The sequence below is a fragment of the Chelatococcus sambhunathii genome (assembly GCF_001418005.1).
GTDB lineage: Bacteria > Pseudomonadota > Alphaproteobacteria > Rhizobiales > Beijerinckiaceae > Chelatococcus_A > Chelatococcus_A sambhunathii.
This window is the reverse complement of record NZ_LIOL01000007.1, coordinates 37982-63572: the sequence shown is the minus strand read 5'-3', so window position 1 is coordinate 63572 and position 25591 is coordinate 37982. Positions and strand designations below refer to the sequence as shown.

Below are 25591 nucleotides of genomic sequence, written 5' to 3'. Positions count from 1 at the left end.
GACGGTACTTTTTTTGGCTTAAGCCATTGTAATAGCGTACTTTATCTCGCCGGGGCCTCGCAAAAACCGCGTGACGGTACTTTTTCGAGGGTGGCACGAGAATGCTGACGGACGCTGCGCTTAAGGCCTTGAGGCCAAAAGAGAAAATATACAAGGTCGCGGATCGCGACGGCATGTATGTCCGCGTCATGCCGTCAGGACAGATATCTTTCCGGCTGGACTACCGGCTGAATGGCCGACGCGAGACGGTCTATCTCGGCAAGTATGGACGTGATGGCATCTCTCTCGCGCGGGCACGGGAGCTTTGCCTGGATGCACGGCGGGCGATCAGAGAGGGACGTTCACCGGCAATCGAGAAGCAGCGCGAGAAGCGCCGCCTGAAAGAGGCCAAGAGCTTCGGCGAGTTCGGCGAGAAATGGCTGGTGAATGCTCCGATGGCGGATAGCACCAGAGCCATGCGCCGCGCCATCTTCGAGCGTGAGCTGCTCCCGGTCTGGCGCAATCGCCTGCTTACGGAAATCACGCCGGACGATCTGCGAGCGCATTGCGCCAAGATCGTCGAGCGCGGTGCCCCGGCCACAGCGATCCATGTGCGGGACATCTTGAAGCAGATTTACGGCTTTGCGATCCTGCATGGAGAGAAGGTGCCCAACCCGGCGGATGAGGTTGGACCCGCCGCGATCGCGACGTTCGCGCCAAGAGACCGGGCGCTGTCGCCAGCCGAAATTCGCATCATGCTCAAGCAACTCGAGCACGTTCCTACGCTGCCGACCATCCGGTTAGGTATGAAGCTCTATCTGCTGACGATGGTGCGGAAGAGCGAGCTTCAGGATGCTGTCTGGGACGAGGTGGATCTCGAGAATGCTGTCTGGACCATCCCGAAGGAGAGAATGAAGCGCTCGAAGCCTCACAACGTCTATCTCTCGCGGCAGGCCTTGGACATCATGATCGCCCTCAAGACCTGTTCGGGCAATTCGCGGTATCTCTTGCCGTCGCGCTACGACGCTGACGCGCCGATGTCGCGAGCGACCTTTAACCGAGTAACCTATTCGGTGGTCGAGCAGGCGAAGAAGGAGGGGCTTCCTCTTGAGCCGTTTACGGTTCACGACCTGAGGCGCACCGGATCGACCCTCTTGAATGAGCTCGGCTTCAACAGCGACTGGATCGAGAAGTGCCTCGCGCACGAGGATGGCCGGTCATCTCGCGGAGTTTACAACAAGGCAGAATATGAGGTTCAACGCCGTCATATGCTGCAGGAATGGGCGGACATCGTCGATGCCTGGGTCGAGGGGAAAAAGCGCGTGCCGGTTCTCGTGCCACCCGCTATGACGCTGCTCGAGCTTGATCCGGCGCTTTCACAGGCCGGGTTTTCCGCTGTCGCACGTCCGGGTGCTTCGCTCGGATGACCGGTGATGCGCGGCGGCTCTCCAGCCAAGCCTGGACCTCCGCGAGATCCCAGACAATGCAGCGGGGCGACAGGGCAAAGCGCCTCGGGAACTCGCCCCGCTGCTCCATCTCGTAAATGGTACTATCGGCCAAGGGTACCATGCCGCGCAACTCGTGACGTCGGATCGTTCGGCGCAATGTTAGGTTCGTTGATGCTGGTTTCATTTCACGTCTCCCATCGAGTTCTTTTGCTCAATAGAAGGCGATAGTTGGCACGATGGAAGCCTCCCGCATGAGGAATGCGAAAATATCGTACTGTAGCGCGCAAATCGGACGAGCCAGCACGGCGCCCGTGCCGGCGGATTTGGACCTGGGAGATGCACAGGCTCGAATAGAAGCTGATCATCGTCACGACGCTCTCGCGAGCAGAAAGGCCGAAATATCGATCGCTTCCCAATGAGATGGACGGCAATGTCCCGAACAGCCTACGTGAGCACATGCGGATTGGGGGCATAGTACAGGGCGTTTACGTCACTGGTGGGTAGGCCTAGGCCCAGAGGCGGCGATGGGCAGTCTCCCCGACCAGTCGGACGTGCCGCGCCTGTGCTGCCCGGCAAGCATATGGGCGACGGAAAGGAAACGCCGCAAAGCCGGATTGTCATTCCGCGCTGACCATACGGCCCGGACAGGCAGGGCCTCCGTGCTGTCCGCCAGAGGCCGGCAGAGGATCCCGGCCGTTTGCACGTCCGTCCAGGATGCCGGCACGAGCGTGATCCCCTGTCCGAGGCTGACGAGATGGAGCAGCGTTCCTGGCGAAACGGAGCAGAGCGCGACGTCCGGCACGCTCGCCGTTCCATGCGTTCGCGTGACGATGTGATTCCGGATCGCCGGGCCTGGGTCTCTCTTCGTGACGAGGAAGGCTTCTTGCCGCAGGGCCTTCCAGTCGATCAGGTCACGAGCGGCAAGGACGTGCTCGGGCGGCAGGGCCACGAACAACGGCTCGCGCCACAGTTCCACGACCTCACATCCCGGGACTGGAGTTGGGCTGGCCATGAAGCCGATGTCGAGCCGACGCCGCTGAAGGCGCCCGAGATCGCCGTCGCATTGCTCGTCCTCGATGGTGATGAGCACATCCGGATATTGAGCCGCGAAGCTGCGCATGATCTGCCCGAAAAGACCGCCGAACGCGCCCGGAAAGGTGCCAATGCGCAGGGAGCCGACCGCCGCTCGCCCGGCGGCCGCGGCAGAAACCGCAGCCAGCGCAAGCTGCTCGATCGCCGGCAGGACCTCGTCGAGGAAGCGCCTGCCGGCATTGGTAAGGCGGATGCCCGCGGTCCCGCGGTGGAAGAGGGACACGCCCAGCCGGTCTTCCATAGCCCGCACGGATCGGCTGATGGTCGACTGGCGAATGCCAAGTGCCTCCGCTGCGCGCCGGAAGCTGCCGTTCTGGGCGGCTGCCGTAAGATACCTGTATGCGGTCATGCGGCCGAGATCGCCGTCGAACTGCGATGGGAAGCGGTGTTCGGGTGGCATGGCAGGCCGCATCTCAGCAAGCGCCACGCTCCAGGCGGGCCGCAGGACAGGCCGGTGCTTTCGTCGCCAGCACGGGGCGAGTGATGCCGTAGAACGCCCGTGTGCGCATCAGCGCGTCCTCGGTCATGTCCAGGATCAGACCCATGATCTCCTCGCCCTTGTGCCAGATCGCCGGACCGAGGCGTTGCGGCCGCCAGCCGAGATTGGCGAGGCGAGGGAGCCAGTAGGTCTCGCAGACGACGCTCAGCCGCCGGATCCCGCGCGACAGGCAGAATTCCAGAATGCCGCAATAGACGATGCCGGCGGCCCGGCACGGCCGGCCGGGCTCGCGTAGCGCCGGAACGACGAAGATGCGCGTCCACTCGAAGGTGTCCTCGGCGCGGGGAACGCCGTCCGGGGCAAGTTGCGGAAAAACGTCGCTCAGAAGGTGCGGGGAGAGCGTCGGGACGAGCCGCGATCCGGCGACCAGCCCGAGAGATGGGTGCGTGACGAGGAGATGAACGGCGCTGTCCGTGTCGAACTGGTCGATCTCCCGTCCGTCGGGGCGGGCGACATCCGACCAGCCGCGCTCGCCGACGTAGATCTCATGGCGGATCCGGAAATACTGTTCCAGCTGATCGGCGAAGCAGGCCTGATTATCGCCCGACACGGCATGAATGCGGAACATGGAGGTCAGTTCCCTCGACCTCCGATTCTATGAGGCGGGGCGAAGCAGGGCTCCATCCCCAGATCTGAGGAGTTGCGATCGGAGTGCCGGCCTACAGCTGTATACGGTTGAGGCGTAACGCTTCGGCCACGGCGTGGACCACGTTTGCCGCGCCGAGCTTTCTTCGGGCGTTGCGCAGGTGGGAGATGGCCGTCGTCTCGGCGATGCCGAGGATCTGGCCGACCTCCCAGGCGGTCTTGCCGGCCGCGGTCCACCGCAACACCTCGCATTCACGGCCTGTCAGGTCAGAGCGTTCAAAACGGCCAGGTCTCACGACTGGCTTGCGGATGCCCGTGAGCGACCAGAACGCGCTCAAGGCGGCAAGATGCAGGACGCGATCCGCGCCCGGTGCGTCGTCCACGGCTTCTCCCGCCATCGTCACGACCGCTGAGGGGCCGCCGGGGATGTGCAGCGGCACGCAGATGCCCTGCTTGAGCCCGAATTCTCGGGCTTCTGCCATGACCCGGAGGCCGGCGGTGTCTTGCGCCATCTCTCTTTCGAGCTCACGCCACGCGAAGGGCCGCGGGCTCCTCAGGCTGCGCGCGACACAGGGATCGCGGCGATAGTGCCCGGCGGCGATATAGCGGCGGTACCAAGCGTCCGGCCATGCGTTCATCAGGGTGCCGTCTTGCCAGCCGGCCACCGTCTGGGGCTGCAGACCTGTGACGAGCCAGCACTCGACGCCGTAGCGTCCCAACAAAGTGTGGAGGCGCCTCTTGAGAGGCGCCGGACTGCCACTCTCGCCGATAGCGAGGAGCTCTTCGAGGACATTGCTCTTGACCGCGCCCGTTGGCGTCATGGCAGCCGGCTCAGTAATTGAAGCCTGCGATCAAATAATCCCCACGATTGGCGTGTGCAATGGCTAGCGAATTTATGTACACGACAGTGTAATTTGACGGTTTTTGTGCTGTTGCCTATCGGTTGTGCATCGTGGTCCGGCGGTGGCGAGAACGCCCCGCTGGAGCGGCGGATGCCGGCTATCGGTTCGCGAGCATCTGGATCGCTTACGGCGGGGATTCACGGTCGCCCGATGAGCCGGCGATGCGCCGCGCTCGTTCAGCCGCGACCTGGGGGCGGCGTACCAGATCCTCCACGGTGACACCGAGCGACGCCGCCAGCCGATCGAGGGACAGGAGCCTCGGGTTGCGCTTGCCGGCCTCGAGGCCGCTCAGATAGGCGCGCGTGAAGCCTGACTGCAGCGACAGTTCAAGCTGTGTCAGGCCCCGATCGCGCCGGAGCCGCAGCACGTTAATTCCGACGAGCGCGCGAACGTCCATGCCGAACGGTCGCCACGGCGCGCACTATGTGACGACACACTATAGTGAACATTTTGCATTGACACGCACGACCAAGTCGGATTGCATCTCGTCATTGAACGAAACATCGTTCCGATAAAAGGAACATCTATGACGGGCAGCCAATCGCTCGAACGCGGCCTCAACATATTGAAGATCCTGTCGGATGATGCCGATCCGCTGGGCGTGCGGGAGATCGCGCGGCGCTGCAGCCTGAGCGCTGCGGTCATCCAGCGCCTGATGAACACGCTTGGGGAGTGGGGCTACGTCGAGCAGGATCCCGCGACGAAACGTTACAGGCTCGGCCATGCGGCCCTCGCGCTGGCGCACCACGTCATCCGGCAAGGACCGATGCTCGAAGCGGCCCTCGAGGAGCTGCGCCAGCTCGCACGCGACCATCACCTCAACGGCTTCCTCGGCGTGCGGCGCGGCGATCGCGGCATCTATCTCGTCGCGGTGCAGAGCGACGGCCCTCTCGTCGTCAAGGCGACGCCCGGCGACCCGCTCGCCCTGCACAGCACCGCGCTCGGCAAGGCCCTGCTCGCCGCCCTCGACGATGCGCAGGTGCGCCAGATTCTCGGGTCTGGGCCGCTGGAGGCGAAGACCGCGCGCACCGTGACCGACCCGGAACGGCTCCTCGCCCAGTTGCGCAAGGCGCGCATGGCGGGTCACGCCACCTCCGTCGAGGAGAACCTGCCGGGCATCGTCTCGGTGGGGGCGGGGATCTGCGATGCCGCCGGCACCGTCGTGGCGGCGATCAGCGTCGCCTATCCACGTGCGCTCGAGCCGTCGCTGACCACGACAATCGTCGCACCGCTCGTCATGGCCGCAGCCGCGCGGATTTCCTTCCGCCTCGGCTTTCGCGGCCCTTCAACCCCACACGCATAGGGACCCGTTCCATGTTGCTCAACGAGGCGCGCCTCGCGGCGTGCATGAAGCGAGACGATCTCGCCGCCGTTGTCGCGACGGCGCCGGAGAATGTTACCTACACAAGCGGCTTCTGGGCCATGACGCAGTGGATCCGCCGGGGACCCCAGGCCTATGCCCTGTGGCCGGTCGCAGGGCACGGCGAGCCGGTCATCGTCACGAGCACGGCGACCCTCGATCTGGTGGCTGATCAGGACGCTTGGGTGGAGCGCGTACGGCGCTTCGGCGACTTCAGCGTGGTCTCGGACGAGGGCGAACTTGATCCAACAAGCGCGCGGCAGCGCGCGTTGCATGAGTTGCCGGATGACGGCGATGCCCTGTCAGCCCTCGTCGCCGCGATCACGGACGCCGGACTGGCACGCGCGCGTATCGGCGTCGACGAACTCGGCCTTCTGCCGGGGTACTGGGATCGGCTGCAGAAGCGTCTGCCGGCAGCGACGCTCGTTCCCGCCGCGTCGCTGCTGCGCAAGGTGCGGGCCGTGAAGACGGAGGAGGAGGTGGCGCGCCTGCGGCGGGCCGCGGAGATCGCCGAACGCTCCATAGCCGCAGCCCTGGCGATTGCTCGTGAGGGTGTGACGGAGCTCGAGCTCGCGCGCGCCTTTCACACGCGTACCGTCGAGGACGATGCCCTGCCGGTGCTCGGCTGCATCGGCTTCGGTCCACGCAGCGCACTGATGAATGTCCAGCCCTCCGACCGTCGCCTCGCGCATGGTGACGTCATTCGCTTCGACGTCGGGGGCCGCTACCGTCACTACCGGGCCGATATCGCACGCATCGCCACGCTGGGTGAGCCCGGTGCCGAGATCCTCCGTTGCCACAGGGCGCTGCTCGCCGGAGTGGAGCGTGCCTGTGAGATCATCAGGCCCGGCGTGCGAGCTGCCACGGTGTTCGAGGCGGCGGTCGAGACCGTGCGGCGGTCCGGCATCCCGGACTATGCCCGTAATCATGTCGGCCACGGTATCGGCCTCGATGGCTACGATGCGCCCGACCTGTCGCCCGGCAGTCCCGACGTCATCGAGGAGGGCATGGTGCTGTGCGTGGAGACGCCCTACTACGTGCTCGGCCGCTGGGGCCTGCAGGTCGAGGACATGGTCGTGGTCCGCGCCGACGGCGTCGAAAGCCTCATGACCACCGCCGGTGACATCAGGGTGGTCGGCTGATGCTGCGCTTCGACGGATTTGTCTGTCCGCGCTGCGCTGCGCGCTTTCGCCCGGACCTTGCAATTGACTCGCGCGGCTGCCCGCTCTGCGCGGCGACCGCGCCGGCCAACCTGCAAGTGGTCTATCCGGCCCCTGTGGAAGGTCAGGAGACCGCGCCCCAGTCCCCCGGCCGCCTGCCGTCGCTGTGGCGCTACGCCGCCATGTTGCCGGTCGATGAAGCCGATGCCGTCTCACTCGGCGAAGGACTGACGCCACTGGTGCCGGTGCCCGGGATCGGCGCCCGGCTTGGCCTCACCTACCTCTACATCAAGGACGAGACGCGCAATCCTACGTGGTCGCACAAGGACCGCTTCTCCACCGTGGCGGTCTCGGCCGCGCGCAGCCTGGGGGCGCGCGTCGTCGCCACCAGTTCCTCCGGCAATGCCGGGGCGTCGCTTGGGGCCTATGCCGCCCGCGCGGGCCTCACTGCTGTCGTCGTCACATTCGCCGAGACAGCCGGGACCATGATCGACCAGGCGCGCAAGTACGGCGCCATCATCGTGCCCATGCGCCGCAAGGCCGACCGCTGGCAGGTCCTTGCCGAGGGCATGGAGCGACATGGCTGGTTCGTCACCTCGCCCTTCCGGACGCCGGTGGTCGGCAGCCATCCGATCGGCATCGAAGGCTACAAGACGCTCGCCTACGAACTCGCCGAACAGCTCGACGGCCGTGTGCCGGACTGGTGTGTGGTTCCCGTCTGCTACGGGGATGCGCTGGCCGGCCTGTGGCGGGGGTTCAAGGAACTGCGCGATCACGGGCGGATCGATCGGCTGCCACGGCTCGTGGCGGCCGAGGTGCATGGCTCGCTCGCTGCCGCCCTCGCACGGCAGGAGGACAGCGTGCCGGACCTCGGCGCGCGCTTTGCCACGCTCGCCGTGTCGCTCGGCGCCTCCCGCAGCGCCTATCAGGCACTCGCGGCGCTGCGGGAATCCGATGGCTTCGCCATCCCGGTCGGCAACGAAGGACTTCTGGCGCTCCAGGAGGATCTCGCCTCACTCGATGGGATGTTCGCCGAACTGTCCTCTGTCACGCCGCTCGCCGCCATCAGCCTCCTGCGCCGCAACGGCACGATCGGGGCTGGCGATACGGTCGTGGCCGTCGCCACGGCGAGTGGGCTCAAGGACATCGATCTGTCGCGGCCGCGCAAGGGGTTCGGCACGGGCTTCAACGATGCCGCCGACGCCCTCCGGCATGTCGCCCAGGCCGCCGATAACGGCTGACCGCGCCGAGGCCGACATCAGCGTTGCGACCATGAACAAGAATGAGGGGACCCATGAACCGACGCGACCTTCTGATCATCGCCGCACTGTCAGCCGGCGGTTTGAGCCTCTCCCGGTTGGCGGCAGCCGAAGCCTATCCATCGGGCGGGATCAGCATCACGGTCGGCTTTGCCGCCGGTGGGGCAGGGGATCTCGCCGCGCGTGTTGCCGCCGATCATGCCCGCGCCAGTCATAAGGTGGCCGTGGGTCTCGACTTCCGGCCCGGCGCCGGCGGAACGCTCGCGGCCGATCAGCTCGCCCGCGCCAGAGCGGATGGCGCGACGTTGTCCCTCTATTCGGCAAGCCCGATCCTTGTCGCTCCGCATCTGCAGAAGGTGCCCTACGATCCCTTGAAGGACTTCACCTACATCGCAAGCTACGTCGCCATCGCCATTCCGTTCTTCGTCCGCAGCGACAGCCCGTTCGGCAACTGGGACGACGTGCTCGCCTATGGCCGCGCCAATCCCGGCCGGCTGCGGTGGGCGACGGCCGCGCCAAGAGGGGTGGCCCATATCGCGACGGAAGCTGCCTTCCTGCGGGAAGGGGTGAGCGCGACCTTCGTCCCCTTCTCCGGCGGCGCCGAAGCCATCACGGCGCTCCTCGGCGGACATATCGACGCCGTCGTCTCCTCGGATTACGGACCGCACCTCGACGCCGGCAGCGTGCGCCTGCTGATCGAGACGGGGCCCGAGCCGATCCCGGGTGCGCCCGGCATCCCGACCTTCAGGAGCCGTGGCTATCCCGTTTCGATCCCCGCCTCCTACGGCCTCTTTGGTCCAGCGGGCTTGCCGCCAGCCGCCATCGAATGGTGGCAGCAGGTCCTGCGCAACATGCTGGAGACGGAGCTCTATCGCACGTTTTTGCGCACCATGCGCGGCACCGCCGTCTTCCAGGACCATGCGGCCTTCACCCGGACCGTGCACGAGGGCTACGAGGCGCTCGGAAAGCAGATCGCCGATATGGGGCTCAAGCCGTGATCCCGGCGCGTCTTGCATCGGCACTCCTTGGCCTCACTGCGGCTGCGGCAGCGGCGATGGCCGTCGACTACGGTCTCTGGCGGCATGGCGGGCCCTCGGCCGGGCTCTTTCCCTTTGCCGCTGCCGTTCTCCTTCTTGGCGCCGGCGTCGGGTCCATGATCGCCGCGCCGGATGACGCCGGGGGCGAGCCGATCGCTGCAGGACGATTTCTGCGCTACGGCACGGTGATCGCCCTCTATCCGTTGCTGATCGCGATCCTCGGCACGCTGGCGGCAACGACTCTGGTCTTCCTCGTCATTCTTCGCGCGATCGAACGCCAATCCTGGGCGAGCGCCGTCACATGCTCCCTCCTGGCGGCTGCCGGCAGCTGGGCGCTGTTCGGTTACCTCCTCGACGTGCCGCTGCCGCGCGGCCTTCTGGACTGAACCCATGGACGTATTCTCCGGTCTCATCGGCGGCATGGGCATCGCCCTGTCGCCTCTCAACCTTCTCGTCGCTCTCGTCGGAGCCGTGGTCGGCACCGCCGTCGGTGTTCTGCCGGGCCTCGGGCCAACCGCTACCGTCAGCCTCCTGCTGCCGATCTCCGCCATGCTTGACCAGACGAGCGCCATCATCCTGCTTGCCGGCATCTACTACGGCGCCATGTACGGTGGCTCGCTCACCTCGATCCTCATGCGGGTCCCGGGGGAGGCGGCGAGCGTCATCACCTGTCTCGACGGCTATGCGATGGCCCGTCAGGGCCGCGCCGGCGTGGCGCTCGGCATGAGCGCTTTCGGCAGCTTCTTCGCCGGCATCGTCGCCACCTTCGGCATCGCCTTGCTCGGTCCGGCCTTCGCCGAGACCGCGCTCGCCTTCGGGCCGGTCGAGAAGGCGGCCCTTGTCCTGTTCGGCCTGACCCTCGTTGCGGGCATCGGCGAGGGGCCGACGGTGCGGGCCTGGGCGATGGTCGGTCTCGGCCTGCTCCTGGCCACGGTCGGTGTCGATCTCGTCTCCGGCGAAGAGCGCTATACCTTCGACACGCCGCAGCTGCGCGACGGCTTCAACATCGCGATCCTCGCCATGGGCGTGTTCGGGATGAGCGAAGTTCTTGTCGCCGCCGAGAAGATCAGTCCCCCCGAACCGATCGCAGCCGTCGGGCGGCGGTTGCGCGACCTGCTGCCGAACCGTGACGACTGGAAGGCCTCGGCAGGCCCGATCGCCCGCGGCAGCGGTCTCGGCTTCCTCCTGGGGCTATTGCCCGGCGGTGGTGCCCTCATCGCGAGCTTCGCCAGCTATCTCATGGAAAAGCGCCTGTCGCGCCACCCGGAGCGTTTCGGCAAGGGGGCGATCGAGGGCGTCGCCGGTCCCGAGAGCGCCAACAATGCCGCTGCGCAGGCGAGCTTCATCCCGCTCCTGTGCCTCGGTATCCCGTCGAACGCCGTCATCGGTGTCATCATGGGTGCGCTGCTCATGCAGGGCGTTACGCCGGGGCCGCGGCTCGTCGCCGAGCATCCCGACCTGTTCTGGGGTGTCGTCGCCAGCATGTTCATCGGCAATGTCATGCTCGTCATCCTCAACGTGCCGCTCGTGCGCGTCTTCGTCATGCTGCTGCGCGTCCCGCAGGCCTTCATGACGCCCTTCATCCTGCTCTTCTGCGTCGTCGGCGCCTTCAGCATCAACAACAGCCTGTTCGACGTGTCCGTCATGATCGTCTTCGGCTTTCTCGGCTACGGCCTGCGGCGGGCGGGGTTCGATCTCGCGCCGCTGGTGCTCGCCTTTCTCCTCGGCACATTGCTCGAGCAGAACGCGCGGCAGGCGCTCATCCTCGGCTTCGGCAGCCCGAGCGTGTTCCTGCACAGCCCGATCAGCGTCGCGTTTCTCGCGGCCGCCGTGCTCATGTTGTCCGTTCCTGTCATGCGACGCCTCGTGCCCGTCGTCAGGTGAGCGCGTCAGGTGCCAGGCCGTCACCGAAGTCGCGGCGGGCCGCATCGAGGGACCGGCGCTGCCAGGCGATGCAGGTCCAGGTGGCCTCGCCAAGGGGTGCGAGGTGCTGGAGTTCCAGCGGGCCCGCTGCTTCGACCGCGGGCCAGCCCGGCAATGCCAACAGCCAGTCGTCGTTGTGCACGGTGTCCTGATAGCGGTGCCCTTCGTCGGGCAGAATGACGACCGTCAGCTGGTCGGGATGCTGGCGGGCGTGCCAGCTCGCGACGAGAACGGCCGCCCCGCTCGTCGGTCCGGCAAAGATGCCATGCTCACGATGGAGCCGGCGGGTTGCTGCAAAGGCCTGCAGTCCGCCGACCCAATGGACTTCGTCGAACGCGCTATGGTCGACGTTCTGAGGCACCAGGCTGTTGCCGAGGCCGCGCAGGAGCCGCGATCCGGCCGCATGCCCGAACAGGACACTGCGGTGCGTGTCGGCGGCGACGGTGCGCATCGCCGGAAAGACCTCACGCAGGAAGGCGCTCGTGCCGCACATCGATCCACCCGAGCCGACCGGGCCGACCAGGCAGTCGACGGCGCCGAGGGTGCGCACCAGGAGCTCGGCGAGGCGCGCATAGGCGCGGGGATTGTCCGGATTGTCGTACTGTTGCGGCCACCATGCCTCCGGATGCCCGCTGCGAATGGCCTCGAGGCGGGCGAGCCTCGCCCGCTGCGCACCTGTCTTGTCTGCGTCGGGAACGATCTCGATCCGGGCGCCGAGCGCAACGAGCCGGCGCTGCAGTGATGCATCGAGGAGCGTGTCGGCACTGACGAGCGATAGCCGATAGCCGCGCACCGCGGCGAGCAGGGCGAGCGCAAGGCCGAAGGTGCCTGATGTCGTCTCGACGATGTGGCCGCCGGGCATGAGTTCCCCACGCGCCTCGGCCCGGTCGAGCATGAAGCGCGCCGGCAGGAGCTTCATCAGCGGAAAGCAGGCGGCGACGAGGTTGGGCGCCAGCTTCGCGAGCCGCGGCGTCGCGTAACCATCGAGATAGCTGTGGCGCCAACGTGCTCTCATGGCGTCCCCTCGACGCCGAGTTCATAGGTGATGACGCTCAACAGACCATGGGCCGCCAAATGGCTTGCGGCCTCGGCCGCGCGCCTGCGTGCGTGGCTTTCGGCTCCGTCGAACAGGAGGCCGATCAGGGTGCCGCTGTGTGCGACCTGTAAGCCACAGGCCCCCGTGCCCCGGGCTAAGTCGGAGAGCTTGTCGAAGTGAGGCTTCGGCAGATGCCGTTGGCTGATGCACGCACTGGCGGTCGCGACGCTCGCCAGCAGTCGGGCATCGCCTGCTGCGACGGCATGTCGGGCGAGACCCGAGAGGACCCGAAAGGTCTCGATCTCATCACTTCCGTAGCGCGCCGGGGACGTGAGGAGGGTATCCACCGGCTGGTCCGGCGCGACATTGCATCCAACGATGATAAGCGGCGGGAAGGCAGGGCCGAGAAGCTCGAGGAGGAGGCCCTCCCGCTGTGCGAACAGCACCGGCAGGCCTTCGTAGGCGAGTGGATCGCTCGCGGTCTCGGCCGCGACGGCGAGTGCGGCGACAGTTTCCTGGCGCAAGGTGACCCGGGCAGCCGCGGCTGTGGCCCGGATGGCGGCAACCACATCGGCGGTGGACGAGCCATAGCCGTGCCCCATCGGCACGGTGCTCTCAATAGTGAGTTCGCCACCGATCTGCGGCAGACTGAGGCGTTCGAGCGTCAGCGTCGCTGCCCGGGATGCCTTGTCGCGCCCGGCTGGGCGCGTGGTGATGCCGCTGCCGAGGCGTGGCCAGAAGGTCGCGGTGCTGGTGAACACAGGGCAGGGCAGGGTGATGAGCCCGCGGTGCAGCCGGCCGTCGGCGCCCTCGAATACTCCCTGAAGGAGTTCGCCGTGATGCGCCGAGGCCCGGCCCGTGCCCACCCGCAAGCGCCCTTCGTTGGAGCCTGGCCGCCTCCCGTCGCGTGTATTGGTCATGCGCCATCTCCTGCCCGCCTTCGCGAGAAAGCCGTCGGCGGCGCGTCCTGTCACTCGTCAGATCAGGCGATCGCCGATCGTGAACATTCGATCGGATAGGGGATTTCCCGGAGGCGGCAAGGCATCGCCGGCCGGCTAGAACAGAGACGCAAGAGCGTTTCCGGCGACGTCGACGCTTCGCAAAGTTAACGCGCTGCGACCTGAGCCTGCGCCCGCTGTGGCTCGCGCGCGATTGTTCACTAAAGTGTGTCGTCCCAAAATGCGCCGTCTGGCGACCTCGCCGCATGGATATGCGCATGGTCGTCGGCCTCAATGTGCAAAGAGTGCGGCGCGAAAAGGGCTTCTCGCAGGAGGAGCTCTCGTTTCGCTCGGGCTTCTCGCGCGCCTATCTCAGCGGCCTCGAGGCCGGCAAGCGCAATCCCACCATCATGTCATTGTGGAAGCTGGCAGTGGCGCTTGACGTTACTTTGGAGGAGCTAATCCAGCGCCCGAGCAAGCTCGATGCGAAGAAGCAGGATGGGGCGCGGACGTCGCGGAGCCGTGCAAAGATCGAGACCTAAGTGGATCGTGAAGCGTGCTTACCGGGCCCAGCTGGAATTCTGAGGTGGGGACCAGTCTTGACGCGGCTGCAGAAGGGGGTCCGTGCCGGCACGACAAGCCAGCAGACGCTGTACCTCGGGCCTGATCTCGAGCGAGCGCCGGACGGGACCTGGACGAAGTACCCGCGGCGAGCCACTTCGGGACAAAAGCACGAACGCCGGCTGTCGCCGCCTTTGCGCCCGAAGAATCGGTCAAAACGCCGAGAAGCGTTCGCTTCGATCCCGTGATCCGGATCCTGTTCTCCCACCCCGACGCGCTGGGCGAGCGCCCCATCAAACCGTGGGATCAAACACCTAGGCGCAGTCACGGCAAATAGGGTTTCAGCAGGCCAAGGCCGCATCGGAATCAGTCGTGAAGCGGGTCTCCAGCACGACCCGCCGCCTCGGCTATTGACGATGCAGATCGCAGCCGCCGAGGTGTGGTGGTCGTACGCCTGATAACCATTGAGCCACGTGCCCGGTCTGAGGCCCCGTCGACACAGATCTCATCCCTTCGTCGCATCATAGCGGGCGGCTATCGATACAGCGAGCAACTCCCAGGATGTGTCGGAGTTCGCCGATCATCGATTCAGCCACCGCTGCATAGCTGCGCCGCACGGGCAGCGCGATGCCCTCCCCTTCACAGATGTCTTGACACCGGCGTCCGTGCCATGTTTTTGAACGCCGGCCGCCACATTTGGAACAAATTTTATTAAAAGTTGTGCACGCAATATATATCCAATCAGGGGTTGTGATTGTCGTCGGCCCCTGCTAGATCGCACGCGGCTCGTCCCCCATTGCGATCCGATCATGGTCCTCGCGCTTTCCTCCCGCGTTCACGTCCTCCTGCTCGTCGTCCTGGCTGCCGCTTTCGGCGCCCGCCCTGATCGCGCCCTCGCTGCGCCGGTGGTGGAGCGATTCGACGATTGGGAGGTGCATTGCGGGGAGGGGACGTCAGCCGCTGCGAAGGGCAACTGCAAGGCCGTGCAGCGGCTCGCGGTGAAGGACAGCGGCGAGACCGTTTTCCTCCTCACCGTCGTGCCGGACGCCGGCGGCAAGGGGCTCGTCGGCATCGTCTCCGTGCCGCTCGGAGGCTATCTTGCGCCCGGCATCGAGCTCAGCATCGACGGGCGCAGGCCCTACAAGCTGCTCGTCGAAACCTGCAACGCCTCGGGTTGCCACGCCGGCTTTGCGCTCACAGGCAACGTGCTCGCGCAGATGAAGGCAGGCAGCAAGGCCGTGTTCCGCGTCTGGACGGCGAAGGAGAAGCCGGCCGACGTGACCGTGTCGCTCGCCGGCTTCACCCGGGCTGTCGGCGCGCTTGACGGGCCGGCACGATGATCCCTTCCCGTCGATCGGGGCGGCCGCTCACGCTGGCCGCCGGTTTCGCCGCGCTTGCCCTTGGCGCGCTTGCCTTCGGCGCGAACGGGCCGGCCCTGGCGCAGGCCGTGCAGGCCGACGGCGGCACGGCGACAACGGTGACGGTCGGCGCCGGCGGCCGGATCACCGTCGGAATCGCGTCGCCCGGCGCCCATGACATCAGCCGCAACACCTACACGCAGTTCTCCGTCCCGGCCGCCGGGGTGGTGCTGGACAACAGCGCCGGGGCCGGCGCCAGGACGATCCTCAACGAGGTCACCTCCGCCAATCGCAGCCGCATCGAAGGGCCGCTCGAGGTGCTGGGGAACAGGGCGCACGTCATCCTCGCCAACCCCAACGGCATTACCGTCAACGGCGGCTCGTTCATCAACACGAGCGGCGTGCTGCTGTCGACCGGCCAGGTGCGCATCGACGGCGGCGCCATCACGGCAACGTCCGGCGCCGGCGACATCGCGGTTGGCCCCGGCGGGCTCGGCGGCACCATGGCGAGCCTGCAGATGCTCGCCGCGAGGATCAGGATCGACGGGCCCGTCTCCAACACGAACACGATGTCCGAGGCCGACATCGGCCTGACGGCGGGGGACGCGGAACTCTCCCTCGATGCCGGCGTCCCCGCGGGCGACAGCATTCCCGGCTGGATCACGAGCCGCAGCATCAAGGCGGATGCTTCCGGGGACGTCCTCGTCGACGTCACGCAGCGCGGTTCCCTGTCGGCGAGCCGCGTCAGCATCGCCGTCAACGCCAAGGGCGCCGGGGTGAGCTATGCCGGCGCCGGCCAGGCGGCGCGCGGCACCTTCACGATCGACGCCAACGGCAAGGTGACGCTCGCAGGCGCCAGGATCGACGCCGACCGGGCCGTGAAGATCGCCGCCGATGCCATCGAGGTTCTCAACGCGCCGGCGCGCCAGAGCACGCTGGCCTCAAGCAAGTCGGCCGTGACCCTGCTGGCGCGCGCCGGAGACCTCGTCCTGAAGGGCCAGGTGACCGGAGCCTCCATGGATGCGGGCGATCCCGATTCCAGGGGCGACGTCACGCTCTTCGCCTCCGGCGACATCCGCCTCCTGTCCGACAGCGCCGACAGGCTCGCCATCGCCTTCGCCGCGGGCGACGGCGGGCTCTCGGTGACGGCCGGCGGCACGGTGGAGAACCGCACCGGCCGGCTGGTGGCGGCGGAGCGCGTGAACATCACCGCCGCCCGGCTGGAGAACGTCACCGACATGACGCCGGCCGGCGCGTCGCAGGTTACCGTGGTGCAGCGGGCGCATCGGTCGTTCTTCGGACGGCTGTTCGGCAAGCGCCGCCGCTTCACGGTGGCGAGCATGGATTACGGCCTGCCGCGCATTCCGCTCCAGCTCGGCTACATCGCCGGCGAAACGGTCCTGATCTCCGCGGCGGATATCGTGAACAGCGGCCAGATCGACGCCTATGGCGCGCTGGTCATGGAGACCGAGCGCCTGCAGAACATCGGGCTGGCGAGCGGCTCCTGGAGTTACAGCGAGACCTGCGGCTTCACCTGCACCGGCAGGGGAACATCCTTTCATGCGCCCGACGGTCGCGCTCGCCGCCATTCTCCTGACAGCCACCGCGGCTGTCGCCCAGCAGACACCGGCCAGATCGCCCGCCACTCCGCCCGCGAAGGACAAGCCCGCAGCGGCCAAGGCTGCGGATAAGTCTGCGGACAAGGCTTCCGCAGCGCCGGCCACGGACGCCCTGGCCGCGGGCCTTGCGGCGCTGGAGAGCAAGGACTTTTCGACGGCGCTCGCGCGCTTCAACGCGGCCTTCAACGCCGGCGCGCCGGACGGGGCCTTCTATCTCGGGCGCATGGTCGAGCTCGGCATCGGCGTCGAGGCGAGTTTCGACAAGGCGCGGGTGCTCTATCTCGCGGCTGCCGACAAGGGCTCGGCCAAGGCCATGAACCGCCTCGGCCTGATGCATTACCGCGGCGAGGGCGTGCTGCAGGACTATGCGGCGGCGCAGGAGCTGATCTGCGAGGCGGCCGGGAAGGGTGATGCCGATGCCGCCTTCAACTGCGCCGGGCTCTTCGCCGAAGGCAGGGGTGTCGACAAGGATCCGGCCAAGGCCCGTGCCTGGTACGAGAAGGCGGCCGCCGAGAACAACATCGGCGCGCTCAACGCGCTCGGCTTCATCTGGCGCGACGGCCTCGGCGTCGAGAAGGATCCGGTGAAGGCGGCGGATTATTTCGGCAGGGCCGCCGCCCTCGGCAATCCGGTCGCCCTGTTCGAGCTCGGCGCCATGTACGAGGCGGGCCTCGGCCTGCCGCCCGACCTCATGAAGGCGCACGTCCACTACAACCTCGCCGCCGCCCGCCAGCACCCGGGCGGCACGGAAGCCCTCGCCCGAGTCACGGCCGGGCTGTCCGCCGAGGATGTCACCAGAGCGCAGGCCGAGGCCAAGGCGTGGAGGGTGGCGCAATAGCCGTCCCAAGTAGCTGAACGCGGCCTCCCGCAGCCAATCCGAAGAGACAGCCGATGCGTCCCGATTACGTTTCCTCCCGGAGCTCGAATGCGCACAAATCCCCGGCCGGGTTTCGCCTGTCGCGGATCGGGGCCTCGCTCGTCGGGCGGGCCGGCGGTCTTCTGGCGGCGGTGCTGGTGGCTTTGCAGCCGCTGACGGCGGGGTTGGCTGAGGCGCAGGTGATCACGGATCCGACGGCGCCGATCGCGTTCCGGCCGCGGGTGGGGGTCTCGCCGCGCGGGGCGCCGGTGGTCGATATCACGGCGCCGTCGCTGGGCGGGCTCTCGCACAACAAGTTCCGCGAGTACAACGTCGACACGCGCGGCCTCATCCTCAACAACTCGGGGCTCGGCGGCACCTCGGTGCTGGGCGGCGAGATCGGCGCCAACCCGAACCTCGTCGGCCGGCGGCCGGCGAGCGTCATCCTCAACGAGGTCACGGGCACCTCGTCCTCGCTGCTCAACGGCCCGACCGAGGTGTTCGGCGCGAAGGCCGATGTCATCGTCGCCAACCCGAACGGGGTGACCTGCCGCTCCTGCGCCTTCCTCAACACCGGCCGGGTGACGCTGTCGACCGGCGTGCCGGTGCCGGACTACGCGACCGGCACGGTCGGCTTCACGGTGCGGCGCGGCACCGTGTCGATCGAGGGCACCGGCGTCTCGGCGCCGGACGGCGCCCTTTCCCGCATCGATCTCGTCGGCCGCCAGCTCGCCATCGACGGGGCGGTGACGGCGAGCGAGCGCGTGCGCCTCAGGGCCGGCGCGGTCCACTGGGACCAGCAGAGCGACATCGCAACGCCGCTCGCCGGCGTCGACATCCCGGCCGTCTCCGGCCCGGCCATCCGCTCGAGCGCGGCAGGCACGGTCAGCGCCGGTACCATCTCGGTGCTGTCGCGCGACCTCGACCTCGGCGTCCATCTCACCGGCACGCTGACGGCGGGCGCGGGCGACCTCGTCGTGCGCTCGCTCGGCGACCTGTCGCTCGCCGGCGCCGCGGCGGCGGGCGACCTCGACCTCAGGGCGGAGGGCGCGCTCAGCCTCGCCGGGGACCATGCCGCGGCCGGCCGGCTCACGGCGCGCGGCCGTGACGTGACGGTGGCGGCGGGCGCGCGCCTCGCCGCCAACGAGCACATCGTCGCCGAGGCGATCCGCTCGCTCGACAGCCGCGGCACGCTCGCGGCCGGCGGGGCGATCAGCCTGCGCTCGTCGGGGACGCTGTTCGCGGCGGGCACCGCCTCGGCGCTCGGCAACGTGGCGATCGAGGCTGATGACGTCACGATCGACGGCTTCGTCGCCGCCGGCCGGCACATCTCCGTCTCGGGCCTCGGCCGCATCCGCCTCGACGCCACGGGGCTCGCCGCCGAGACCGACGTCACCGTCGCGGCCCCCGACCTGACGCTCGGGGAGGGGACGGCCTTCTCGGCGCCCGGGCGCGTCACGCTCGCCGCGCGCGAGACGCTGACCAACGCCACGGTCCTCGACTATCCCGACCTTGCGCTCACCGTCGGCAAGCGCTTCGAGAACCGCGCCACGGGCGCGCTCGTCCAGGATCACTTGGCGCTCACCGCGAGCGAGGCCATCGTCAATGCCGGCACACTCTACGGCCGCCTGACGGCGACGCTGGCGAGCGACGTGCTGACCAATGAAGCGGGCGGCGTCGTCTACGGGCCGGAGCTGACGCTCGCCGTCGCCGGCGAGTTCACCAACCTCGGCCGCATCCTGTCGCCGCGCTGCCTCGCCATCGTCGCCGGCGACGTCACCAACACGGGCGGCGTCATCGCCAGCGACGGGGCGCTGACGCTGCGCTCCGCCTCCTACCGCGCCGGCTCGGCGGCGAGCCTCCTGTCGGCCGTCACGGCGGACCTGATCGTCGCCGGGGCCTTCGACAACGGCGGCCGCGCCATCGGCGCCGAGAGCCTCGCGCTCGCCGCCGGCTCCCTCGCCAACCGCGCCGGGGCGAGCCTTGCGGGCGGGTTCGTCGCGCTCGCCGTCACGGGCGACGTCGACAATGCCGGCGTCATCGAGGCGCTCGGCCTCGTCGAGGCCGAGATCGGCGGGGTCCTCGCCAATGCCGGCCGCATCGAGAGCGGCGGTGCCATCGGCATCGCGGCGGGCGGCACCATCGCCAACAGCGGCACGGTGAAGGCGGCCGGCGATATCTTCCTGGCGGCCGCCGGGCTCACCAATGCCGCCGGCGCCCATGTTGCGGGGGACAATGTGACGCTGGCGCTCGCCGGCGCGCTCGTCAATGCCGGCATCGTCGATGCGGCAGGCGCCCTGCAGTTGCAGGCGGCGAGCCTCGACAGCCGCGGCGCCGCCGGCAGCCTCGCCGTGCTGTCCGGCAAGACTCTGACGGCGCTCGTCGCCGGCCATCTCGCCAACCGCGCCCATTCCGTCCTGCAGGGCCTCGACGGCGCCGCCGTCCAGGCGGCCACCACCGACCTCGACCTTACGCGCGCCGGCGGCGCCGATCGCGGTTCCTTCAACTTCGGCAAGGACCTGGCGCTCACCCTGACGGGGCAGGGGCTCACCATCGGCGCGGGCGAGCAGTTGATCGTCGACGGCAGCCTCGCGCTTGCGGTCGCCGGCAACCTCACCGTCCTCGGCACCATCGCCTCGCGCACTTTCCTCGGCCTTGCCTCGACCGGCGGCTCGATCCTCGTCGGCCGCAACAATCCGGGCAATCCGGGCGGCGGCGTCCTGTTCACCCGCGGCGATGCCGATATCCGCGCGGCCGGCGACCTGAGGAACCATGCCTCGGTCATTGAGGCGCTGGGCGACATGGCGATCACCGTCGGCGGCACGGTGCTCAACACCCGCACCGACGTCGGCATCTCCAACTATGACTACGTCATCCCCGGCGGCACCGACGCCTACGGCAACGAGAAGACGCAGTACGAGACCTCGGGCGCCGCCACCATCCAGGCCGACGGGCGGCTCGCCATCAGCGCCGGCGCCGTGCGCAACCTGGCCTCGTCCATCATTGCCGGCACCGACCTCGTCATCACCGCCGGCACGGTTGAGAACCTCGCCCGCACCCTGACGATGACGCAGACCGCCATCCGCAAGGGCGTGTTCTACGGGCCCTATGTCTATGCGGTGGGCGAGACGCCGGCCCTCTTCCATGCCGGCGGGGCCTTCAGCGCCAATGCCAGCGGCAGCTTCACCAATACCGGGACGGTGCAATCCCAGACCGCCCAGATCAAGGCGCCGGCGATCACCATCGGCATCACCGACCGCAACCTGCCGACGGCGGCGCCGCGCCTGCCGGATGCGGCGATCGACCTTGCCGCCTATGCCGGCGCCGTTGCCGCGCCGAAGCCGGTCACCGTCGGCGACGTCACCTTCCTCAACGGCGCGCCCATCCCGGGCGGCACCGACGAGCGCAGCCCGGGCTGGATCCTCGCCGAGGTCGGCGACGTGCGCGGCCCCATCACCGTCTTCGCCGACCCGACCACGGAGCGCCGGCTCATCCGTGAGGCGCTCATCGAGCAGACGGGCCGCGCCGTCCTCGATCCCTCCTACCGCAATCCCGTCGAACAGCAGGAGGCGCTCTACCAGGGCACGGTCGACTTCCTGAAGGCCAATCCCGACATTCGCCTCGGCCAGGCGCTGAGCGACGAGCAGAAGGCACGCATCGCCGAGCCCATCCTCTGGTACGAGGAAAAGCTCATCGACGGCCGCCCGGTCCTCGTGCCGCAGCTGCTCCTGCCCGAGGACCGGCTCGGCGAATGGGTGAAGGACGCCGGCGGCCAGCTCATCGCCGGCGACATCCTCCTCGAGGGCGAGAGGGTGCACAACACCGGCGCCATCCTCGCCGAGAACACGCTCACCATCACCGCCGGGGAGTTCCTGAACGAGCAGCGCGCCGCCTGGACGGCGCAGGGGCGCTACGCCTGGCAGGAGCTGCAGTCGGGCGGCCTCATCGTGGCCGACAGCCTGCTCATCACCACCGAGCGCGACCTCGTCAACCGCGGCGGCGTCCTCGTCGGCAACGACAGCCTCGCCCTCAAGGCGGGCGGCGACATCATCCTCGAGGCGCAGCAGATCGCCAACAGCCTCTTCGAAGGCAACAAGAAGCGCTGGACGCGGATCGACACCGTCGAGCACGCCGCCGGCCTCGTCGCCTCCGGCGGCGACCTCACCATCGCCGCCGGCGGCAATCTCGTCGTCGCGGGGTCGACGGTGACGGCGGCGGAAGATGCCACCCTCGCGGCGGCCGGGGAAATCGTCATCTCGTCGGTCGTCGACGTCACCGACATCGCCGCGGGCGGCAGGAAGGGCAACGTCCTGCGCCGCTCGTCCTTCGGCTACAGCAAGCATGAGGAGCGCAACGTCGCTTCGCTGGTCTCGGCCGGCGGCAATCTCACCGTCGCGGCGGCCGGCGACGTGACGGTCGTGGCAAGTCATCTGGCGGCGGGCGAGGATCTCACCGTCGCGGCTGGTGCCGGCGCTGACGGCCGCGAGGATGCCTCCGTGCGCCTCCTCGCCGGTGAGGACGTGCGCGATACGGCCTACTGGAAAAAGACCTCCGGCGTCGGCCTCCATTTCGGCGACGGCTGGATGGATGTCTACCGCTCGAAGAAGGTCGCCTCGACCACGGCCGAGGTCGACAACGTCGCCTCCTCGCTCACCGCCGGCGGCAATGTCGACATCAGCGCCAAGGGCGACATCGACATCGTCGGCTCGGCCATCGCCGCGGTGGAGGAGGCGCGCCTTGCCGCCGGGCGCGACGTCACCATCGCCCCCGGCATGGAGGCCGAGAGTTCGACTTACTCGCGAAAAGTCTCCGGCGTCGGCATCGGCGTCTCCGCCGGCAACGGCTCGGCCTCGCTGTCGATCGGCGCCCATCGCGACAGTCTCTATCAGACGCACGAGAAGACGGTCGCCGAGGCCTCGCTCATCCAGGGCGGCAGCGGCGTCGTCATCACCGCCGGGCGCGACGTCACCGCCATCGCGGCCGACATCGTCTCCGGCGGAGACATCGCCGTCACCGCCGGGCGGGACCTTGCGCTGCTCGCCGCCACGGAGGTGGAGCGCGAACTCGAGATCCGCAAGCAGAGCTTCGTCGGCCTGAAGGCCGAGGTCAGCCAGAACGTCTCGGGCGCACTCGAGCAGCTGAAGGGCGCCGCCTCCACCTTCAACTCCGGCTACGGCAACGACGCCTACAAGGCGATCGGCATGGCCTCCGGCATCATGCAGGGGGTCGACGCCGCCCTGCAGCTGTCGAACCCGACCCTCTCCGGCTCGATCACCGCCGGTGCCTCCTCCTCGACGAGCCGGCAATGGGCCTACGGCGAGACGGCGCGGCCGACGACGCTGACCGCCGCCGGCGACCTGACGCTGACCGCCGGCCGCGACATGCACCTTCAGGGCACGCACGCGATTGCCGGGCAGGACCTCATCCTCGACGTCGGCCGTGACCTCCTCGTCGAGAGTGCCCAATCCGGCTACGGCTCGTTCCAGTCGTCCTCATCGAAGAGCTTCGGGGTGGGGCTGCAGGCGAGCTTCAGCCTGGGCGCTCCGGAAGGCTCGCGCGGCTCGCTCGGCATCGGTGCCTCCGGCTCGGTGGCGCATGCCCGCGACCAGATGAGCGGGTTCCAGAACCTGAATGCCGTGCTCCATGCCGGTGACACCCTTGTGGTCGTGACCGGGCGCGATGCGACCTTTGCCGGCGCCGGAGCCAGTGGGACGGACGTTCTCCTCGACGTCGGCGGCGACCTCACCGTCGCCTCGCGCCAGGATGTGGGCCACGGGGCGAGCCGCTCCAGCAATATCGGAGGCAGTGTCGTTATCGGTCTTGGTTCGAGCCCGTCGTCGGTCTCCGTGTCCGGGGGGCTCGGCAAAGGCTCCTCCGACCATGGCTGGGTCAACGACCAGACGGCGATCGTCGCCCGGGAGATGCTCGACGCCCGTGTCGAGGGCCACACCCAAATCGACGGCGCGGTCATCGCCTCGCTCGCCGGGGATCTCACTCTCGACACCGGCACGCTCGGCTTCTCCGACATCCACGACCACGACAGGGGCTCGTCCTGGAGCGTCCAGGCCGGCTTCAACTCCAACGCCGTCGGCGGGGTGCTCAAGGGCGCCAGCGTCTCCGGGCACGTGGCGGAATACGAGCGCGAGCAGGAGACGCGGGCCACGGTCGGTGACGGTGAGATCATCATCCGCGACGCGGAGAACCAGACCCAGGATGTCGCCGCGCTGAACCGTGACCTCGACAAGGCGCAGGAGATCACCAGGGACGAGCGCTCGGGTGTGGAGTTCTACGCCTCGACTTCGGCGGTGGAGGAGATCGGCTCGGGCTTCCAGGGCATCCGGCAGAACCTGGAGAACACCGCCAACTCGCTCGCCAGGTTCGACCGCACGGTCGCCGAGGCCGCGTCAACCGTTGACCTCGCCGGGAAGACGCTGATCGAGGCAGCGCAAGCGGTCACTGAAGGCTTGCTCGGTCGCAGCCAGCTTGGGCCTGAATCAGCAAGGCGCATCGGCGATGTGCTCGACGCGCTGGCTTCGAAGAACCTCTCGCTCGATGCAGTCCTGAGCTGCGGCGGCGGCAAGCAGGGATTCAACCTGTTCGAGCTGCTCGTCCCTTCCGCCTACGCCCAAGCGAGCGGCTGCACTTACGTCGGTGCCGACAACAAGGAATACCAGCTTACTGCCGAAGAACGGGAGAAGTGCCTGCAGATCCTGGCGGGCACCCTGCAGAAGCAACTGGACGAAGCCGCCGCGTCCGGCAAGCCGCTCAAGGAGACGCTGGGCATCTCCGATGTTGCGGCCTATATGCGCAAGCTGGACCAGCAGCTTGGCGTTGGCGACAAGCCCCTAAGCGAGGTGGTGGGTCTTGGCGCTGAGCTCGTCAATGAGCTCACGCGTGCTGCCGTCTACAAGGCTGGCGGTGCGGAGGCACTGGAAGCCTATGACACGGTGGCTTGGGCCTTCGCCACCGGCGCCGCTCTCGCCAAGGAGCAGTTCGACGCGTGGGCTACTTCATTCGGAAAGGAGAACGGCTATACCGATCAGCAGATCGCCGATCTGAAGTATGTCGGCGCAGCTGTATTGGCTATCGGGCAAGCAGCCGTTGGTAGCCACGGAAGAACGATCAGCTTCACACGAGACACGGCTTCTTCCGCATATGCAAATATGCGAGGAAACGGGGGGCACGCGATGCGCCATTTAATCGACGAAGGTATAATTCCGAATTCGGGATCCCTTGTCTCGAGAAAGGAGATTTTTGAGTTGAAAACCTCCTCTATACTGACCGATCCCACGATGACCTTCGATTGGCGACTTGGCGGGACCGCAACAAAGGCCTTCGTAGGCAAATTGGACGACAAGCCTGTTGTAATGTTCGTGGCGAAGGAGGGGCCATATCAAGGTAATGTTCTCTCTGCGATAGTGCCAGATGCTAACCAGATTGCGCAGTGGGGCATAAGATGATCACCCTAAGAGATGCTTTGCTGTGGGATCTTGTATATGCAAATTTCTGCATGTATTCCTTATTTTACCATGATGTTGAAGATAATATTATCGATTTCTCTTTTCCCGGCGGGATTCCCGTGAGAGAGGTGCGCCCATTTGAGCTTATTGACGATGCAGGCCTTCTGGGTGGAAGGAGATTGTTTGTTTACGATATACGGCTGAGCCATATTCCGGACAGGCTCGAAGAATGCCTATCGTTGTGGCTGTCTCGTTCATTGGACAAGCAGGCGATATGTGCGTGGTTTCAATTCGAAGGGGGGTTCAATTTTGAACGATTGCTGCATCCAGATGATGCGGACTCTGTTTATGCTGTTGCATTGTCAAGTATGAAGAAATTTGCAATCGATGATGCAAAAAGATCAAGTGCGCCTTGGCGTTCATTCATTGAAAGTACAAGACGGGCGTTGGATTTTAAATAACTAGACATATTACTGCTGTAATCTTGAGATGAAAATGAGGGAGTGGCGTCGGATAAAT

The 25591-nt window shown here is 67.3% G+C and carries 20 protein-coding genes; 13 read left to right on the top strand and 7 right to left on the bottom strand.

Annotation, left to right across the window (positions count from 1 at the left end):
- Positions 1-101: 101 nt before the first annotated feature.
- Positions 102-1406, top strand: coding sequence for a tyrosine-type recombinase/integrase (locus ASC46_RS14290; RefSeq protein WP_055459980.1), 1305 nt, complete (start codon positions 102-104; stop codon positions 1404-1406).
- Here ASC46_RS14290 and ASC46_RS20900 read toward each other — a convergent pair.
- The 5 genes from ASC46_RS20900 to ASC46_RS14270 form a co-directional block, all read right to left on the bottom strand.
- Positions 1324-1611, bottom strand: coding sequence for a helix-turn-helix transcriptional regulator (locus ASC46_RS20900; RefSeq protein ID WP_072249510.1), 288 nt, complete (start codon positions 1609-1611; stop codon positions 1324-1326). The genes ASC46_RS14290 and ASC46_RS20900 overlap by 83 nt on opposite strands.
- 306 nt (positions 1612-1917) lie before the next feature.
- Entirely contained in the window at positions 1918-2868 is a 951-nt protein-coding gene (locus ASC46_RS21950) for a LysR family transcriptional regulator (protein ID WP_072249514.1), read from the bottom strand.
- 64 nt (positions 2869-2932) lie between these two features.
- Positions 2933-3586, bottom strand: a complete 654-nt coding sequence (locus tag ASC46_RS14280) for an acyl-homoserine-lactone synthase (protein ID WP_055459978.1) — start codon at positions 3584-3586, stop codon at positions 2933-2935.
- Positions 3587-3677: 91 nt separating this feature from the next.
- Positions 3678-4424 carry a helix-turn-helix transcriptional regulator gene (locus ASC46_RS14275; protein ID WP_055459977.1) on the bottom strand — a complete coding sequence of 249 codons (747 nt, stop codon included), beginning with the start codon at positions 4422-4424 and terminating at the stop codon, positions 3678-3680.
- 205 nt (positions 4425-4629) lie between these two features.
- On the bottom strand, positions 4630-4902 hold the full coding sequence (locus tag ASC46_RS14270) for a helix-turn-helix domain-containing protein (RefSeq protein ID WP_055459976.1): 273 nt from the start codon (positions 4900-4902) through the stop codon (positions 4630-4632).
- 129 nt (positions 4903-5031) lie between these two features.
- Between ASC46_RS14270 and ASC46_RS14265 the strand changes: the two genes are divergently transcribed.
- The 6 genes from ASC46_RS14265 to ASC46_RS14240 are packed head-to-tail and all read left to right on the top strand — an operon-like array spanning position 5032 to position 11205.
- Positions 5032-5808, top strand: a complete 777-nt coding sequence (locus tag ASC46_RS14265; protein WP_055459975.1) for an IclR family transcriptional regulator — start codon at positions 5032-5034, stop codon at positions 5806-5808.
- Positions 5809-5819: 11 nt separating this feature from the next.
- Positions 5820-7007, top strand: a complete 1188-nt coding sequence (locus tag ASC46_RS14260; protein WP_055459974.1) for a M24 family metallopeptidase — start codon at positions 5820-5822, stop codon at positions 7005-7007.
- Complete coding sequence (locus tag ASC46_RS14255; RefSeq protein ID WP_245280556.1) at positions 7007-8266, top strand: threonine synthase; 1260 nt, start codon at positions 7007-7009, stop codon at positions 8264-8266. The genes ASC46_RS14260 and ASC46_RS14255 overlap by 1 nt, the downstream gene beginning before the upstream one ends.
- A 53-nt stretch (positions 8267-8319) precedes the next feature.
- Positions 8320-9282 carry a tripartite tricarboxylate transporter substrate binding protein gene (locus ASC46_RS14250; protein WP_055459973.1) on the top strand — a complete coding sequence of 321 codons (963 nt, stop codon included), beginning with the start codon at positions 8320-8322 and terminating at the stop codon, positions 9280-9282.
- Entirely contained in the window at positions 9279-9707 is a 429-nt protein-coding gene (locus ASC46_RS14245; RefSeq protein WP_072249509.1) for a tripartite tricarboxylate transporter TctB family protein, read from the top strand. The genes ASC46_RS14250 and ASC46_RS14245 overlap by 4 nt, the downstream gene beginning before the upstream one ends.
- 4 nt (positions 9708-9711) lie before the next feature.
- Positions 9712-11205 (top strand): tripartite tricarboxylate transporter permease, encoded by a 1494-nt coding sequence (locus ASC46_RS14240; RefSeq protein ID WP_019401967.1) that lies wholly within the window; start codon positions 9712-9714, stop codon positions 11203-11205.
- On the opposite strand, the gene ASC46_RS14235 is transcribed toward ASC46_RS14240, so the two are convergent.
- A complete protein-coding gene (locus tag ASC46_RS14235; protein ID WP_055459971.1) occupies positions 11198-12259 on the bottom strand; it encodes a PLP-dependent cysteine synthase family protein in 1062 nt (353 codons plus the stop codon). The two genes, ASC46_RS14240 and ASC46_RS14235, sit on opposite strands and share 8 nt — an antisense overlap.
- Positions 12256-13200 (bottom strand): GHMP family kinase ATP-binding protein, encoded by a 945-nt coding sequence (locus ASC46_RS14230; protein WP_245280555.1) that lies wholly within the window; start codon positions 13198-13200, stop codon positions 12256-12258. The genes ASC46_RS14235 and ASC46_RS14230 overlap by 4 nt, the downstream gene beginning before the upstream one ends.
- Positions 13201-13496: 296 nt before the next feature.
- Between ASC46_RS14230 and ASC46_RS14225 the strand changes: the two genes are divergently transcribed.
- From ASC46_RS14225 to ASC46_RS21295, 6 genes are all read left to right on the top strand, one after another.
- Positions 13497-13760: a helix-turn-helix domain-containing protein gene (locus ASC46_RS14225; protein ID WP_082464852.1), complete on the top strand. Its 264-nt coding sequence runs from the start codon at positions 13497-13499 to the stop codon at positions 13758-13760.
- Between the two features lie 828 nt (positions 13761-14588).
- Positions 14589-15119: an invasion associated locus B family protein gene (locus ASC46_RS14220; RefSeq protein ID WP_055459969.1), complete on the top strand. Its 531-nt coding sequence runs from the start codon at positions 14589-14591 to the stop codon at positions 15117-15119.
- Positions 15116-16828, top strand: a complete 1713-nt coding sequence (locus ASC46_RS21705) for a filamentous hemagglutinin N-terminal domain-containing protein (protein ID WP_055459968.1) — start codon at positions 15116-15118, stop codon at positions 16826-16828. Before ASC46_RS14220 ends, ASC46_RS21705 begins: the two co-directional genes overlap by 4 nt.
- Positions 16725-17594 (top strand): tetratricopeptide repeat protein, encoded by an 870-nt coding sequence (locus ASC46_RS14210; RefSeq protein ID WP_280949168.1) that lies wholly within the window; start codon positions 16725-16727, stop codon positions 17592-17594. The genes ASC46_RS21705 and ASC46_RS14210 overlap by 104 nt, the downstream gene beginning before the upstream one ends.
- Before the next feature lie 53 nt (positions 17595-17647).
- The gene (locus tag ASC46_RS14205) at positions 17648-25072 is read left to right on the top strand and encodes a hemagglutinin repeat-containing protein (protein ID WP_055459967.1); all 7425 of its coding nucleotides are present in this window, start codon (positions 17648-17650) and stop codon (positions 25070-25072) included.
- Positions 25069-25533: a hypothetical protein gene (locus tag ASC46_RS21295; protein ID WP_141659689.1), complete on the top strand. Its 465-nt coding sequence runs from the start codon at positions 25069-25071 to the stop codon at positions 25531-25533. The genes ASC46_RS14205 and ASC46_RS21295 overlap by 4 nt, the downstream gene beginning before the upstream one ends.
- The last annotated feature ends 58 nt before the right edge of the window (positions 25534-25591 follow it).

Coding starts and splice junctions, on each gene's coding strand:
- ASC46_RS14290 (WP_055459980.1), top strand. CDS start 102: ATGCTGACGGACGCTGCGCTTAAGGCCTTGAGGCCAAAAGAGAAAATA.
- ASC46_RS20900 (WP_072249510.1), bottom strand. CDS start 1,611: ATGAAACCAGCATCAACGAACCTAACATTGCGCCGAACGATCCGACGT.
- ASC46_RS21950 (WP_072249514.1), bottom strand. CDS start 2,868: ATGACCGCATACAGGTATCTTACGGCAGCCGCCCAGAACGGCAGCTTC.
- ASC46_RS14280 (WP_055459978.1), bottom strand. CDS start 3,586: ATGTTCCGCATTCATGCCGTGTCGGGCGATAATCAGGCCTGCTTCGCC.
- ASC46_RS14275 (WP_055459977.1), bottom strand. CDS start 4,424: ATGACGCCAACGGGCGCGGTCAAGAGCAATGTCCTCGAAGAGCTCCTC.
- ASC46_RS14270 (WP_055459976.1), bottom strand. CDS start 4,902: ATGGACGTTCGCGCGCTCGTCGGAATTAACGTGCTGCGGCTCCGGCGC.
- ASC46_RS14265 (WP_055459975.1), top strand. CDS start 5,032: ATGACGGGCAGCCAATCGCTCGAACGCGGCCTCAACATATTGAAGATC.
- ASC46_RS14260 (WP_055459974.1), top strand. CDS start 5,820: ATGTTGCTCAACGAGGCGCGCCTCGCGGCGTGCATGAAGCGAGACGAT.
- ASC46_RS14255 (WP_245280556.1), top strand. CDS start 7,007: ATGCTGCGCTTCGACGGATTTGTCTGTCCGCGCTGCGCTGCGCGCTTT.
- ASC46_RS14250 (WP_055459973.1), top strand. CDS start 8,320: ATGAACCGACGCGACCTTCTGATCATCGCCGCACTGTCAGCCGGCGGT.
- ASC46_RS14240 (WP_019401967.1), top strand. CDS start 9,712: ATGGACGTATTCTCCGGTCTCATCGGCGGCATGGGCATCGCCCTGTCG.
- ASC46_RS14235 (WP_055459971.1), bottom strand. CDS start 12,259: ATGAGAGCACGTTGGCGCCACAGCTATCTCGATGGTTACGCGACGCCG.
- ASC46_RS14230 (WP_245280555.1), bottom strand. CDS start 13,200: ATGACCAATACACGCGACGGGAGGCGGCCAGGCTCCAACGAAGGGCGC.
- ASC46_RS14225 (WP_082464852.1), top strand. CDS start 13,497: ATGGTCGTCGGCCTCAATGTGCAAAGAGTGCGGCGCGAAAAGGGCTTC.
- ASC46_RS14220 (WP_055459969.1), top strand. CDS start 14,589: ATGGTCCTCGCGCTTTCCTCCCGCGTTCACGTCCTCCTGCTCGTCGTC.
- ASC46_RS21705 (WP_055459968.1), top strand. CDS start 15,116: ATGATCCCTTCCCGTCGATCGGGGCGGCCGCTCACGCTGGCCGCCGGT.
- ASC46_RS14205 (WP_055459967.1), top strand. CDS start 17,648: ATGCGTCCCGATTACGTTTCCTCCCGGAGCTCGAATGCGCACAAATCC.
- ASC46_RS21295 (WP_141659689.1), top strand. CDS start 25,069: ATGATCACCCTAAGAGATGCTTTGCTGTGGGATCTTGTATATGCAAAT.